General features: G+C 71.6%; 13 protein-coding genes. 5 read left to right on the forward strand and 8 right to left on the reverse strand.

Annotated features, from left to right (window positions below; translation table 11 throughout):
• Nucleotides 1–49: 49 nt before the first annotated feature.
• Nucleotides 50–1,312: an Ig-like domain-containing protein gene (locus tag ABZ622_RS00535; protein ID WP_360538862.1), complete on the reverse strand. Its 1,263-nt coding sequence runs from the start codon at nt 1,310–1,312 to the stop codon at nt 50–52.
• A 278-nt stretch (nt 1,313–1,590) separates the two neighbouring features.
• Entirely contained in the window at nt 1,591–1,974 is a 384-nt protein-coding gene (locus ABZ622_RS00540) for a hypothetical protein (protein ID WP_360538865.1), read from the reverse strand.
• A gap of 318 nt (nt 1,975–2,292) precedes the next feature.
• Here ABZ622_RS00540 and ABZ622_RS00545 point away from each other — a divergent pair, with 318 nt between their 5' ends.
• Nucleotides 2,293–2,580, forward strand: a complete 288-nt coding sequence (locus ABZ622_RS00545; RefSeq protein WP_360540198.1) for a hypothetical protein — start codon at nt 2,293–2,295, stop codon at nt 2,578–2,580.
• Nucleotides 2,581–2,636: 56 nt separating this feature from the next.
• Here ABZ622_RS00545 and hutH read toward each other — a convergent pair whose 3' ends face one another.
• From hutH to ABZ622_RS00570, 5 genes are all read right to left on the reverse strand, one after another.
• Nucleotides 2,637–4,187, reverse strand: a complete 1,551-nt coding sequence (hutH, locus tag ABZ622_RS00550) for a histidine ammonia-lyase (protein ID WP_360538868.1) — start codon at nt 4,185–4,187, stop codon at nt 2,637–2,639.
• Between the two features lie 77 nt (nt 4,188–4,264).
• Nucleotides 4,265–5,428, reverse strand: a complete 1,164-nt coding sequence (locus ABZ622_RS00555) for a GGDEF domain-containing protein (RefSeq protein ID WP_360538871.1) — start codon at nt 5,426–5,428, stop codon at nt 4,265–4,267.
• Nucleotides 5,429–5,523: 95 nt separating this feature from the next.
• A complete protein-coding gene (locus tag ABZ622_RS00560; RefSeq protein ID WP_360538874.1) occupies nt 5,524–6,336 on the reverse strand; it encodes an enoyl-CoA hydratase-related protein in 813 nt (270 codons plus the stop codon).
• Nucleotides 6,337–6,545: 209 nt separating this feature from the next.
• Entirely contained in the window at nt 6,546–7,718 is a 1,173-nt protein-coding gene (locus tag ABZ622_RS00565) for an adenylate/guanylate cyclase domain-containing protein (protein ID WP_360538877.1), read from the reverse strand.
• A gap of 449 nt (nt 7,719–8,167) precedes the next feature.
• Entirely contained in the window at nt 8,168–9,073 is a 906-nt protein-coding gene (locus tag ABZ622_RS00570) for a biotin--[acetyl-CoA-carboxylase] ligase (RefSeq protein ID WP_360538880.1), read from the reverse strand.
• A 134-nt stretch (nt 9,074–9,207) separates the two neighbouring features.
• Between ABZ622_RS00570 and ABZ622_RS00575 the strand changes: the two genes are divergently transcribed.
• The 4 genes from ABZ622_RS00575 to ABZ622_RS00590 all read left to right on the forward strand — a co-directional run bounded on the left by ABZ622_RS00575 (nt 9,208) and on the right by ABZ622_RS00590 (nt 12,088).
• On the forward strand, nt 9,208–10,791 hold the full coding sequence (locus ABZ622_RS00575) for an acyl-CoA carboxylase subunit beta (RefSeq protein ID WP_360538883.1): 1,584 nt from the start codon (nt 9,208–9,210) through the stop codon (nt 10,789–10,791).
• A 14-nt stretch (nt 10,792–10,805) separates the two neighbouring features.
• Nucleotides 10,806–11,027 carry an acyl-CoA carboxylase epsilon subunit gene (locus ABZ622_RS00580; protein WP_360538886.1) on the forward strand — a complete coding sequence of 74 codons (222 nt, stop codon included), beginning with the start codon at nt 10,806–10,808 and terminating at the stop codon, nt 11,025–11,027.
• A gap of 169 nt (nt 11,028–11,196) precedes the next feature.
• Nucleotides 11,197–11,325 carry a hypothetical protein gene (locus tag ABZ622_RS00585; protein ID WP_360538889.1) on the forward strand — a complete coding sequence of 43 codons (129 nt, stop codon included), beginning with the start codon at nt 11,197–11,199 and terminating at the stop codon, nt 11,323–11,325.
• Nucleotides 11,326–11,476: 151 nt separating this feature from the next.
• On the forward strand, nt 11,477–12,088 hold the full coding sequence (locus ABZ622_RS00590; RefSeq protein WP_360538892.1) for a nucleoside triphosphate pyrophosphatase: 612 nt from the start codon (nt 11,477–11,479) through the stop codon (nt 12,086–12,088).
• Nucleotides 12,089–12,288: 200 nt separating this feature from the next.
• Here the strand turns inward: ABZ622_RS00590 and ABZ622_RS00595 are convergent, their stop codons facing one another.
• Nucleotides 12,289–12,750 carry a hypothetical protein gene (locus ABZ622_RS00595; protein ID WP_360538895.1) on the reverse strand — a complete coding sequence of 154 codons (462 nt, stop codon included), beginning with the start codon at nt 12,748–12,750 and terminating at the stop codon, nt 12,289–12,291.
• Nucleotides 12,751–12,995 lie beyond the last annotated feature (245 nt).

Raw genomic sequence — 12,995 nt, forward strand, 5'->3', positions numbered from 1 at the left:
CCTCCGTACGGGGTTCGGGCCGCGCCGGGGATGGGCGCGTGGGGTCGGGTCAGGCCTGGGAGCCCGCCGTCCACTCGGCCCAGCTCATGTTCCAGCCGTTGAGGCCGTTGTCGGGGGTGATGGTCTTGTCCGGGGAGTTCTTGACGATGACCACGTCGCCGACGAGGGAGTTGTTGTAGAACCAGGCGGCGGGCTGGTTGGCGTCGCCCGCGCCCTTCACGTCGGCGAGGCCGACACAGCCGTGGCTGGTGTTGGCGCTGCCAAAGATCGACCGCGCGCCCCAGTAGTTGCCGTGGATGAAGGTGCCCGAGGTGGACAGCCGCATGGCGTGCGGCACGTCCTTGATGTCGTACTCGCCCTTGCCGTCGTCGTCGGTGAAGCCGACCGTCGCACCGTTCATCCGGGTCTCCTTGAACTTCTCGGAGATCACCATCTGCCCGTTGTACGTGGGGTTGGAGGAGGAGCCGGAGGAGATCGGGATGGTCTTGACCGTCTTGCCGTCCTGGGTGACGGTCATCGTCTTCGTGTTGGCGTCGACCGTCGAGACCTGGTTGCGGCCGACCTTGAAGGTGACCGTCTTCTGCTGCACACCGAAGACGCCGTCGGCGCCCTCGACGCCGTCCAGCGCCAGCTTCAGCGTGACGGTGGAACCGCCCTGCCAGTAGCTCTCGGGGCGCAGGTCGAGACGCTGCGAGTTGAACCAGTGGCCGACGACCTCCTGGCCGCTGCTGGACGTCACGGTGATTGCGTCCTGGACGGCCTTCTTGTCCGTGATCGCCTTGTTGAAGTTGATCGAGACCGGCATGCCGACGCCGACCGTGGAGCCGTCCTCGGGGGTGAAGTTCCCGATGAAGCTGTTGGCGGGCGAGACGGTCGTGAAGGAGGAGTTCTCGTGCGCCTCGCGGCCCTTGGAGTCCTTCGCCGTCGCGCTGATCTTGTACGTGGTCGAGCGCTCCAGCTGGACGTCCGGCTTCCAGCTCTTGCTGTCGGCGGAGAGCGTGCCCTTGACGGCGTCTCCGGCCGCGGTGGTCATGGTGACCTCGGAGAGCGTGCCCTTGGTGACGGTGACCTTGGCGTCGTTGTTGATGCTCGCGTTGGTCGCGCCGTTCTTCGGCGAGATCGCTATCTGCGCTTCCGAGGCGTCCTGGGCCGCCGCCTTGTCGACCTCGGCAGCCTGCGACTTCTTCGAGCCCTCGGCGCTGCTGTCCCCGCTGTCGTTGCAGGCCGTGAGCACCAGTACGCCGCCGAGCAGTGCGGACGCGGCCATCAGGCCCCTGCGCCGCTTGCTGTCCGTCATCACACGCTTCTCCATCGTTGCCGAATCCCCAAAAACCCCGAGCACAACCGCCGTCGACCGGCGAAACCCGTCAATGGTCCTAGAACCCGTGGAAAGGGTCCTCCGTTCCACATCCACGAAAGATGTGGGGAACAACACTCAACGACGCGTCCGCGGCTGCGGTGGTTCCCGACGCCGATCACGTAGGGGCGGCCGGTGAACGGCACGGCCCCGGACCGCGTACGAAACGGTCCGGGGCCGCTGTTCACCAGCTGCCGGTCCCGCCGCTCGCGGCGACGTGACCGTCGTCGTCCTCACCCATTGTGCGGGACGTCGCCACCGCTCCCGGCGTCGTCGTCCTCGTCCGGGTCGCCGTCCTCGTCGTCAAGGTCCCAGGCGTCCGGGTCGTCGGGGTCGTAGTCGACGGTCTCGCTGCTCCAGGAGGCCTGCGCGAGCTCGACGCCGGGCACCTCGGCGACCAGGTCGAACGGGTCGATGAGGGAGGCGATCGCCTCCGCGCCGTCCTCCCGTACGGCGCTCTCGACGCGCGTGCGTTCCTCGGCCGACTCGCCGCCCGGTTCCCCGTACTCGGCGGCGATCGATTCGAGGGCGGTGCCGCTGAGGGCGGCGGGGTCCGTGATCTCCAGCACCATTTCCACCCGAAGCCGAACAAAGCGTGATGTCTCAGAAGTGCTCATGCGCCGGAGCGTAAGCCCCCCGCACTCCCGGCTCTCCCGCGACCCGCTGCTTTCACCGCAGGGGCGCTAGCATCGGCGCACATGACTGAGACCGACCGGCAATTGGGGGGTGGGAGAAGGAGCGGGGCTGGGTGCGTGCGGCTGCAAGGCGGAGGATTGAAGCAGATGGGGTCTCCCCTGCTCGAGCGCAGTCGAGAGCTTGGGGAAGGAGCGTTGTTGATTGACGACAACGCCGCAGACGCGCGTGCCCAGCCCCGCGACGCCGCCCCCCAATTGCCGGTCGGTCTGACTCACGGCCGTGACAAGGGGATCGATTCCGTGGTCATCGCTCGCCGCCCGCTCCTGACCACCACCGCCGCGGCCACGTTGCTGGCCGCCCTGTGGTTCGTCCCGTCCGCCAACGCGACGGACCGGCCGACGTCCGTTCCGGGCGCCGGCCGCGGGCCGGCCGTCACCGCCACGTACACCGCGGACGCCGGACCCGGTCCGCGGCTGGCCGACACCGGGACCGGGATCGGCACCAGGCCGTATCTGATCGGCGGCATGGCGTTCCTGGGCATCGGGGCGGCACTGCTCTCCCACTCGGCACGCCGCGCCGACGCCTAGGAACCGGCTCCTGTCCGGCGGCCCCTGCCACGATCCGCCGGACGGGCCCCCAGAACCTAGGCCAGCGGCCCCGTCACCGGCTCGACCGCCGCGACCAGCTTCCCGGCGCGTACGAACGCGTCCGCCGCGGCCAGGTCCGGTGCCAGGAAGCGGTCCGGTCCCGGGCCCTCCACGCCTGCGGCGCGCAGCGCCGCGATGGCGGCCTGCGAGGCGGGGGCGGGGGTGAGGCCCCCGGCGGCGCGCAGTTCGACGGCGCGGGTCGCCGCGTACAGCTCGACGGCGACGATCCGGGTGAGGTTGTCGACGGCGGTACGGAGCTTGCGCGCCGCCGACCAGCCCATGGAGACGTGGTCCTCCTGCATCGCGGAGGACGGGATCGAGTCGGCCGAGGCGGGCACGGCGAGCCGCTTCATCTCGCTGACCAGGGCGGCCTGGGTGTACTGGGCGATCATCAGGCCCGAGTCCACCCCGGCGTCGTCGGCGAGGAACGGCGGCAGCCCGTGCGAGCGGTTCTTGTCCAGCAGCCGGTCGGTGCGGCGCTCGGTGATGGAGCCGAGGTCGGCGGCGACAATCGCCAGGAAGTCGAGCACGTACGCGACGGGCGCGCCGTGGAAGTTGCCGTTGGACTCGACACGGCCGTCGGGGAGCACGACGGGGTTGTCGACGGCGGAGGCCAGCTCGCGGGCCGCGACAACGGCGGCGTAGTCGAGGGTGTCGCGGCCGGCGCCGTTGACCTGGGGGGCGCAGCGTACGGAGTAGGCGTCCTGGACGCGGGGCGCGTCGTCCTGGTGGTGGCCGGTGAGGCCGGAGCCGGCGAGGACCCGCAGCATGTTGTCGGCGCTGACGCCCTGGCCCGGGTGCGGGCGGATGGCGTGCAGCTCCGGGGCGAGCACCTTGTCCGTGCCGAGCAGCGCCTCCAGGGAGAGCGCGGCGGTGATGTCGGCGGAGGTGTAGAGGCTCTTCAGGTCGGCCAGGGCCATGACGAGCATGCCGAGCATGCCGTCGGTGCCGTTGAGGAGGGCGAGGCCCTCCTTCTCGCGCAGCTCGACGGGGGTGATGCCGTGGGCGGCGAGCAGTTCGCCGGCGGGGCGCACGGCGCCGTCGGGGCCCTCCGCGTCGCCCTCGCCCATCAGCGTCAGGGCGCAGTGCGAGAGCGGGGCCAGGTCGCCGGAGCAGCCGAGCGAGCCGTACTCGTGGACGACGGGCGTGATGCCCGCGTTGAGGACGTCGGCCATGGTCTGCGCGACCTCGGGGCGTACGCCGGTGTGCCCGGAGGCGACGGTCTTCAGCCGCAGGAACATCAGCGCGCGGACGACCTCGCGCTCGACGTGCGGGCCCATGCCGGCGGCGTGCGAGCGGACGATGTTGCGCTGGAGCTGGGCGCGGAGGTCCTGGCTGATGTGCCGGCTGGCCAGCGCCCCGAATCCGGTGGAGACGCCGTACACCGGCTCCGGCTTGGCGGCGAGCGCGTCCACGATCTCGCGGGCGGCGGCGAGCGCGTCGACGGCGGCTGCGGAGAGCTCGACACGGGCGTTGCCGCGGGCCACGGCGATGACGTCCTGAGCGGTGGTGCCGGACGTCCCCACCACGACTGTATGCATATCCATATTCAGAAGCGTACGGACTGAATCCCTTCATGTCACTAGTGGTCGTACGGTTGACCCCTTACCGATCAACGCTCCCCTCAGGGCCGACTGCCGCGCAGGTGGCGGCGGTCGTGCGGGGACCTGGGCGGCGAGTCGGCCAGCCGGATCACCTCGCCGTCGCGCCCCGCCACCACCGGTTTGACCGAGCGGGCCGCCTTCGCCCGGTACTGGGCCGCGTCCGCCAGCCGGAACAGCCGCCGCGCCGAGACCACCGGGCCGATCGGATCGCCGGTCGACGCGATCCCGCACGCCACTCCGTCCCCCAGCTCCAACTCGGCCGCCCGCTCGCAGAGTTCGGTGGCCACCCGGACCACGTCGTCCACCTCCGGGCCCACCGTGAGCAGACAGAACTCGTCGCCGCCGAGCCGGGCCGCGAGCGCGCCGGGCAGCATGGCGCCGCAGCGGGACAGCACCGAGCCGAAACGTTCCAGCAGGCGGTCGCCGACCGCGTGGCCATGGGTGTCGTTGACCTGCTTCAGCCCGTTGAGGTCGCAGACGACCAGGCTGACCACCGCCCCGTCCGCCCGGTGCCGCTCCACCGCCTCGTCGAGCCGCACATCGACGGCGCGACGGTTGGCCAGGCCGGTGAGCGGGTCGGTGAAGGCGAGCTTGCGGACCTCTTCGAGCCGTTCGGTCTGGGAGATCCCCGCGGCGACGACCGCGGCCAGCACGGTCGCGAAGTCCGCGTCCTCCCGGCCGAACACCGGCGCGCCCACCGGGCGGGCCACGTACAGCTCGCCCCAGGCCCGCCCGTGCAGCACGATCGGCGCGACCACGCAGCAGCCGCGCCCGCGCCGGCGCAGGGCGGCCACCCGCTCCCGGCCGTACCCGCTCCCGTACTCCCGCACCCCGGCGGACGCGGCCGCGTCCGCCGCGCCGTCGGCGGTCTCGACCCAGGCGTCCGGTTCACCACCCCCGGCCCACCGTTCGTGCAGGAACTCGGTGATCTCCGGGAACTGGTGCACCGGATACGTCTCCGCCTCGGGGAACTCCTCCTCCCCCTCGGCCCGTTGACCCGCGTTCACCAGCACGCGCAACCGCCCCGGCCCGCGCTCCCACACGGAGAGCGCGGCGAAGCTGCCGCCCAACGCCTCGCACGCCCCCAGCGCAGCCGCTCGCCACGACCCCCGCGGGGTGTGCGCCGCCGCCATCGTCTGCGCAAGCGAAACCACGGCCCGCAGCCGTGCATCATCACCACCCATCACTACAGCTTATGTAGATTTGTGGTGATTTGATCAGTTTGAGGCGCCGGTCACTTTCACTGCGTGTCTATTCGATTACGCCTCGTCACGCTGCGTCACTCGCCGGGCCAGTTCGGCTTCCGCTTCTCGTTGAACGCGGCCACGCCCTCGGCCCGGTCGCCGGAGAAGGCCACCGACCGCCAGGCGGCGTCCTCGACTTCGAGACCGGCTCGGAGATCGAGGCCGTGGCCCAGCCGCAGCGCCCGCTTGGCGGCCCGCAGCCCCACCGGGGAGTTGGCGGCGATCCGGCCGGCGAGCGCCAGCGCGGCGGCCCGGTCCTGCCCCGTCTCCACCAGCTCGTCGACCAGTCCGAGGCCGAGCGCCTCGGCCGCCTCCACCCGCCGGGCCGAGAAGACCAGCTCGGCGGCGCGCGCCGCACCGATCCGCCGCGGCAGCAACTGCGTGCCACCGCCGCCCGGAATCACCCCGACCGACACCTCGGGAAGGCCGACCACGGCGGTGCGGTCGGCGACGATCAGATCGCAGGACAGCGCCAGCTCGAACCCGCCGCCGAGCGCGAAGCCGTGCACGGCGGCGATGGTCGGCATCGGCAGTTCCAGCACACCGGTGTACGCGGCGCGGGCGGTCGGGCGCTGGCGCAGCAGTTCGGCGTCGGTGAAGGAGTTCCGCTCCTTCAGGTCGGCGCCCACGCAGAAGGCCCGCTCGTGGCTGGAGGTGAGGACGGTGACCCGTACGCCGGGGTCGGCGACGAGCGCGGCGCAGGCTGCGGCGATCGAGCGGGCCATGTCGGTGGAGACGGCGTTCATCGCCCCGGGCCGGTCGAGCACCAGCTCGGCGACGTGTTCCTGGCCCTCGTGGGTCCGTACGGCGACGAATTCCCCGAACCGCTGCTCGGACGTGACGGTCATGACTGCACCCCTCCGGTTAACGATCGTTACCGGAGGGATCCTATGGCGCGGCCCGGACAGTGGTCAGGGGCCGGCCCGGACGTACCGGAAAGGCAGGGTCCGGAAGCCGGGCTCAGGAGGTGCCGGAGGCCCCGGAGGCTCAGGAGGCCCCGAGGTACCGGAGGCTCAGGAGGTGCCGAGGTACCGGAGGCTCAGGAGGTGCCGGAGGCTCAGGAGGTGCCGCGGCGGGCCAGCAGCCAGGGCTCCACCACGCCGAGCCCGCGCACCGGGCGCTGCCACATCGGCTGGAGCCCGTAGCGGTACTTGGGGGCCGCGGCCGACTCCACGCCTTCCTGGCGCTCCTTCTCGGCCACCGCAGCCTCCTCGGCCGCCTGCGCCTCGGAGGCGGGGGCCTCGCCGGTGCGGGTCAGCTCCTCCGCGAAGGCCCCGTCCACCAGCACGGCGTCCTTCGGCGCTATCGACGTGAGCCGGCTGGCGAGGTTCACCGTGGTGCCGAAGACATCGCCCATACGGGTGGTGACCGTGCCGAACGCGATGCCCACGCGCAGCGCCGGCATGGTCTCGTCCTGGGTCATCGCCTCGATCAGGCGCAGCGCGATCTCGGCCGCGGTGCCCGCGTCGTCGGCGGCGAAGAGGACCTCGTCGCCGAGGGTCTTGATGAGGCGGCCCCCATGGGCGGCCACCAGGTCGGCCGAGGTGGTCTCGAAGGCCTCGACCAGCTCACCGAGCTCCTCCTCCTCCAGCCGCCGGGTCAGCCGGGTGAACCCGACGAGGTCGGCGAAGCCGACGGCCAGCCGGCGGTCGACCATCTCCTCGTCGTCGGCGGCCTGCACGACCCGTCCGGTGGCGGCGGCCAGCTGGCGCCGCCACACGTAGACCAGGAACTCCTGGAGCTCCGGCAGGAGCAGCTCGACCAGCGGGTAGGTGACCTCGGTACGGGTCATTCCGGGCTCGGGCGGCTCGGTCAGCCCCTCCAGGAACGAATCGATCTGCCACTCCGCCAGCCGGGCGGTGGTCTGCCCGGTGGACCGGGCCACCTGGATCGCCATCGGCTCGCTGAGCAGCCCCGCCTCGACGAGACCGGCGAGCCGGCGCAGCGCCAGTACGTCGGCCTCGGTGAGCGCCTTGGCCTGCCCGATGTCGGCGAAGCCCATGGCCCGCCAGAACCTGGAGGCCAGATCCATCGAGACACCGGCGGTACGGGCGGCCTGGAACGGCGTGTAGCGACGGTCGGCGCCCAGGATCAGCTGTTCCAGCCGGATCGCGAGGGGGTCGTCGGTCGGCTCCGCCGTATGGTCGACTTCGTGATGCGGTGTCGCGTGGACCGAGGGTTCCGACGGGGGCTGTGTGCCCGCACCGGAGGTCGTGTCGTCGACGGTCACCAGCCGCCTCCTGCCCGTTCCCTGCGCACTGCCCTGCCGATCTGTCGGTGGATCGCCTCAACGATACGGCAGGTGTGCCGCAGCTCACGCCCCTATGGCAGCCCGGAATGTTCCTGGGTGAGCCGGGGGCGTGGGTGGTTTCGGTGAGTGGGTGGTTTCCAGGAGGGCACGGATTCAACCCTCGACGCGGCCCGGAACGCCAGAGGGGTGAGCCGGGGGGCGTGGGTGGTTTCGGTGAGTGGGTGGTTTCCAGGTCTTCCCGGAATGTTCCTGGGTGAGCCGGGGGGCGTGGGTGGTTTCGGTGAGTGGGTGGTTTCCAGGAGGGCAGGGATTCAACCCTCTGCGCGGCCCGGAACGCGAGGCGGGTGAGCCGGGGGAGGTGTGCACGGCAGGGCAGGCGCGGGGGCGGAGTGGTGTGCCCGTGTGCGTCCGGGGCGGCCGTGGGGCGCTCAGACCAGGCCGCCCTCCGCGCCCCGCAGGTGGATGATGTCGCCGGCCGAGACGGGTTCCTGGAGGCCGTTGCCGGTGGAGAGGACCAGGCGGCCGTCGCCGTCGATCGCGACGGCCTCGCCGGTGAGCGTGCGGTCGCCGGGGAGCTGGGCCCGTACCGTCCGGCCCAGCGTCGCGCAGCCCGCCGCGTACGCCTCCTGAAGGCCGCTCGCCGCCGCGTCGCCGTCCGCCGCGCGCCACTGGCCGTACCAGTGCTCCAGCGAGCGCAGCACGCCCCGCAGCAGCGTCTCGCGGTCGGTGGAGACCGCACCGGCCAGGGCCAGCGACGCGGCCGTGGGGGCGGGCAGCTCATCGGCGCGCAGGGAGACATTGAGGCCCATGCCGACGACCACGCCGTCCCCGGCGCGCTCGGCCAGGATGCCGCCCGCCTTGCGCTCCTCGCCCAGTGGGGTCTCCCCTGGACGGAGCTTGTCGGAGCCCTTGGGGACGGTCACCAGGAGGTCGTTGGGCCACTTCAGGGCCGTGTCGACGCCCGCGGACCTCGCCAGGCCGGTCGCCGCGGCGACGCCGGTGAGCAGCGGCAGCCAGCCCCACCGTTCGGCGGGGACACCGCCCGGCTTCAGGTAGACGGAGAAGAACAGGCCCGAACGGGCCGGAGCCGTCCAGGTGCGATCGAGGCGGCCGCGGCCCGCGGTCTGTTCCTCGGCGACCAGCACGGCGCCCTCGTCCAGCCCCGCGGCCGCGCGCCGGGCGAGATCGGAGTTGGTGGACCCGGTGGTCTCCACCACGTCCAGCGACGTCCACAGGCCGCCGGGCCGCAGCAGTCCGCGGCGCAGCGCGGGGACGTTCAGGGGCGGTCGGTCCAGGTCCGACCAACGGCTCTGTGGCGTATCCGAAGGTGTCATGCAAGCCAGACTAGGTGTGGCAAACGACGCACTGCCGAACCGTATCCGCGCCGATACCCTACGGATCAGTAGCTGTTTCAGTAGCTGTTCAGCAGCACAGTCGTCCCCGTGACCAGGCAGGGAGCCGCCACCCGATGTCCGAGCCGGAAGAGACCGACATCCGCACCACCGCGGGCAAGATCGCGGACCTGCAGCGCCGCATCGACGAGGCGACACACGCGGGCTCCGCGCGCGCGGTCGAGAAGCAGCACGCCAAGGGCAAGTTGACCGCGCGCGAACGGGTCGATCTGCTGCTCGACGAGGGTTCCTTCGTGGAGCTCGACGAATTCGCCCGGCACCGCTCCACCAACTTCGGCATCGAGAAGAACCGCCCGTACGGGGACGGCGTCGTCACCGGCTACGGCACGGTCGACGGCCGCCCCGTCTGCGTCTATTCGCAGGACTTCACCATCTTCGGCGGCTCGCTCGGCGAGGTCTACGGTGAGAAAATCGTCAAGGTGATGGACTTCGCGCTGAAGACCGGCTGCCCGGTCATCGGCATCAACGACGGTGGCGGCGCCCGGATCCAGGAGGGCGTGGCCGCGCTCGGCCTGTTCGCCGAGATCTTCCGCCGCAATGTGCACGCCTCGGGCGTCGTGCCGCAGATCTCGCTGATCGTCGGACCGTGCGCGGGCGGCGCGGTCTACTCCCCCGCGATCACCGACTTCACGGTCATGGTCGACCAGACCTCGCACATGTTCATCACCGGCCCCGACGTCATCAAGACGGTCACCGGTGAGGACGTCGGTTTCGAGGAGCTCGGCGGCGCCCGCACCCACAACACCACCTCCGGGGTGGCGCACCACATGGCGGGCGACGAGAAGGACGCCATCGAGTACGTCAAGTCGCTGCTGTCGTACCTCCCTTCGAACAACCTGTCCGAGGCGCCCGCCTTCCCCGAGGTGGCGGAGCTCGCCACCACGGACGAGGACCGCGAGCTGGACACCCTCATCCCGGACTCGGCGAACCAGCCGTACGACATGCACTCCGCCATCGAACACGTGCTGGACGACGGCGAGTTCCTGGAGACGCAGGCCCTGTTCGCGCCGAACATCATCACCGGCTTCGGGCGTGTCGAGGGCTACCCGGTCGGCATCGTCGCCAACCAGCCGATGCAGTTCGCGGGCTGCCTGGACATCAACGCGAGCGAGAAGGCCGCGCGCTTCGTCCGTACCTGCGACGCCTTCAACGTTCCCGTGCTGACCTTCGTCGACGTCCCCGGCTTCCTGCCCGGTGTCGACCAGGAGTACGGCGGCATCATCCGCCGCGGCGCCAAGCTGATCTACGCGTACGCCGAGGCGACCGTCCCGCTGATCACGGTGATCACCCGCAAGGCGTTCGGCGGCGCGTACGACGTCATGGGCTCCAAGCACCTCGGCGCCGACATCAACCTCGCCTGGCCGACCGCGCAGATCGCGGTGATGGGCGCGCAGGGCGCGGTGAACATCCTGCACCGTCGTACGATCGCCGCCGCCGAGGATCAGGACGCCACCCGCGCCGAGCTGATCGCCGACTACGAGGACACCCTGCTCAACCCCTACGTCGCGGCGGAGCGCGGTTACGTCGACGCGGTGATCATGCCGTCCGACACCCGCGCGCACATCGTGAAGGGGCTGCGCCAGCTGCGTACCAAGCGGGAGTCGCTGCCCCCGAAGAAGCACGGCAACATCCCCCTCTAGAAAGGGTCCTGGCCATGATCAAGGTCGTACGGGGCAACCCGACCCCGGAGGAGCTGGCAGCCGCACTGGCGGTGGTGCGGGCGCGTGCCGCGGCGACGACATCCGAGGAGTCGGCCGGGGATCCGGCCGGCGGTCCGGCGCTGCCCGGCCAGTGGTCCGACCCGGGGCGCATCGCCCGGCGCACACGTCATCTGCCGGGGCCGCGGGCCTGGGCCCGGACGTACTGGCCCGGGTAGCCGCGGTCCCGGTGGTCGCCGGGGCATCCCTGCTACAGCGTCTCCGGAGGTCCGGGCCCTTTTGGTCCGGGCCTCCGGTGCGTCCGGGGGCGATCCGGCCGGTACGCGCCACGGCGCCTGAGTACCCGTACTCAGGCGCGCCGCCCGCCGCGGCAGCAGGATCGTTTCCATGCTGTGGTCCGACCCGGAGAACAAGCCCCCGAAGGAACTGCGCGACGCCCAGGACATGATGCGCCGTGTGGGGCTGGTCCTCGCGCTCGCGATGGTGGTCGCGATGTTCGTGCTCGGGCTGCGCTGAGGGCCGAGGGGCCGCTGTACGGGACCGGGGGCGCTGTACAGGACCGGGGGCGCTGCACGGGGCCGGGGCGCTGTACTGGACCGGGGGGCGCTGTACGGGGCTGGGGGCCGCTGTACGGGGCCGGGGACCGGGCCGGTGCGGCTCTTCTACGATGGCCCGTATGACTGATCAGCGCCGTCTCGTGCTCGCCTCCGCCTCCCCCGCCCGTCTCGGTCTGCTGCGGCAGGCCGGCTTCGCGCCCGAGGTGATCGTGAGCGGGGTGGACGAGGATGCGCTGAGCGCCCCGACCCCGGCCGAACTGGCGCTGGTGCTCGCCGAGGCCAAGGCCGCGACGGTGGCGGGCCGGCCGGAGGCGGCGGGCGCCCTGGTCATCGGCTGCGACTCGGTGCTCGAACTCGACGGCGAGGCGCTCGGCAAGCCGGCCGACGCCGAGGAGGCCATCGCCCGCTGGAAGTCCATGCGCGGCCGGGCCGGGGTGCTGCAGACCGGCCACAGCGTGATCGACACCGCGACCGGACGCACCGCGTCGGCGACCGCCTCCACCACCGTCCGCTTCGGCGAGCCGACGGACGCCGAGATCGCCGCCTACGTGGCCACCGGCGAGCCGCTGTACGTGGCGGGCGCCTTCACCCTGGACGGCCGTTCGGCACCGTTCGTCGACTCCATCGAGGGCGACCACGGCAATGTCATCGGGCTCTCGCTGCCGCTGCTGCGCCGGCTGCTGGGCGAGCTGGGGATCTCCGTCACCGAGCTCTGGGTCTGAACCGGGCTCCGGGTCCGAGCGGACACCCAGGGCCGGGGACCGGCGGACACCCCGCCCCGAAGCCCGGCGGACATCCCGATCCGGAGCGCAGTGGACGCCCCGGCACGGAACCCGGCAGGCACTCCAGCACGGAACCCGGCAGACGCCCCCGCCCGAAGCCCGGCGGACACGCCGATCCGGAGCCCGTCCGGCGCTCCGGATCAGACCGGCGCCGGGGCGCCCGCTCCGGCGTCGTCGGCGGGCTCGTCGGAAGGCTCGTCGGACCGGGTGCCGTACGCCACCAGCGTGAGCACTATCAGTCCGAGCACCACCATCATGCTCGCGAAGGCGGTCCAGCCGACCAGCCCGACCGTCAGCGCGCCCAGCACCGCGTGCACCACGGCGCAGATGATCAGGACGATGCGGGCGAACCGGCCGGGGGCCCGGTCGCGGATGCCGGCCAGCAGCAGGAGCAGCCCGCACAGCAGCAGGTACAGGCCGAAGAAGCCGCCCATCGCCCAGGTGCCGTTCGACATGACGGTGGGGTCCATCCCGGCCAGTGACATGGTCTGGTTCTTGACGACCGTCGCGAGGATGCCGTTGATGAGCACGATGCCCACGGCCTCCACGAACAGCACGATCGCGGCCACGAACGCCACCGGTCTGCGCACCACGGTGTCCACCCCCTGTTACCTGCAGTACGTGCGATAGCGCGGACCCTACTAACCGGTAATGCTCCGGACAAGGGTCCGGCGATCTCCGCTTCCGTCCCGCGCTCGCGGCGTACGCGGGCGCACTCTTCCCGCACACCCCTTGTCGTGGCTCAAGTGCGTCGGGCAAAGAATCGCTCACCCATTAGTGGGGACTCGACAAAGAAACGCGCGGAGTCGCAGCCCGTACGAACAGAGACCTGGACCACACCTCGTGG

It is taken from the genome of Streptomyces sp. NPDC007164, from assembly GCF_040634135.1.
Classification (GTDB): domain Bacteria; phylum Actinomycetota; class Actinomycetes; order Streptomycetales; family Streptomycetaceae; genus Streptomyces; species Streptomyces sanglieri.

Coding starts and splice junctions, on each gene's coding strand:
- ABZ622_RS00555 (WP_360538871.1), bottom strand. CDS start 5,428: ATGGGTGGTGATGATGCACGGCTGCGGGCCGTGGTTTCGCTTGCGCAG.
- ABZ622_RS00585 (WP_360538889.1), top strand. CDS start 11,197: ATGCTGTGGTCCGACCCGGAGAACAAGCCCCCGAAGGAACTGCGCGAC.
- ABZ622_RS00580 (WP_360538886.1), top strand. CDS start 10,806: ATGATCAAGGTCGTACGGGGCAACCCGACCCCGGAGGAGCTGGCAGCC.
- ABZ622_RS00575 (WP_360538883.1), top strand. CDS start 9,208: ATGTCCGAGCCGGAAGAGACCGACATCCGCACCACCGCGGGCAAGATC.
- ABZ622_RS00590 (WP_360538892.1), top strand. CDS start 11,477: ATGGCCCGTATGACTGATCAGCGCCGTCTCGTGCTCGCCTCCGCCTCC.
- hutH (WP_360538868.1), bottom strand. CDS start 4,187: ATGGATATGCATACAGTCGTGGTGGGGACGTCCGGCACCACCGCTCAG.
- ABZ622_RS00535 (WP_360538862.1), bottom strand. CDS start 1,312: ATGGAGAAGCGTGTGATGACGGACAGCAAGCGGCGCAGGGGCCTGATG.
- ABZ622_RS00570 (WP_360538880.1), bottom strand. CDS start 9,073: ATGACACCTTCGGATACGCCACAGAGCCGTTGGTCGGACCTGGACCGA.
- ABZ622_RS00560 (WP_360538874.1), bottom strand. CDS start 6,336: ATGACCGTCACGTCCGAGCAGCGGTTCGGGGAATTCGTCGCCGTACGG.
- ABZ622_RS00540 (WP_360538865.1), bottom strand. CDS start 1,974: ATGAGCACTTCTGAGACATCACGCTTTGTTCGGCTTCGGGTGGAAATG.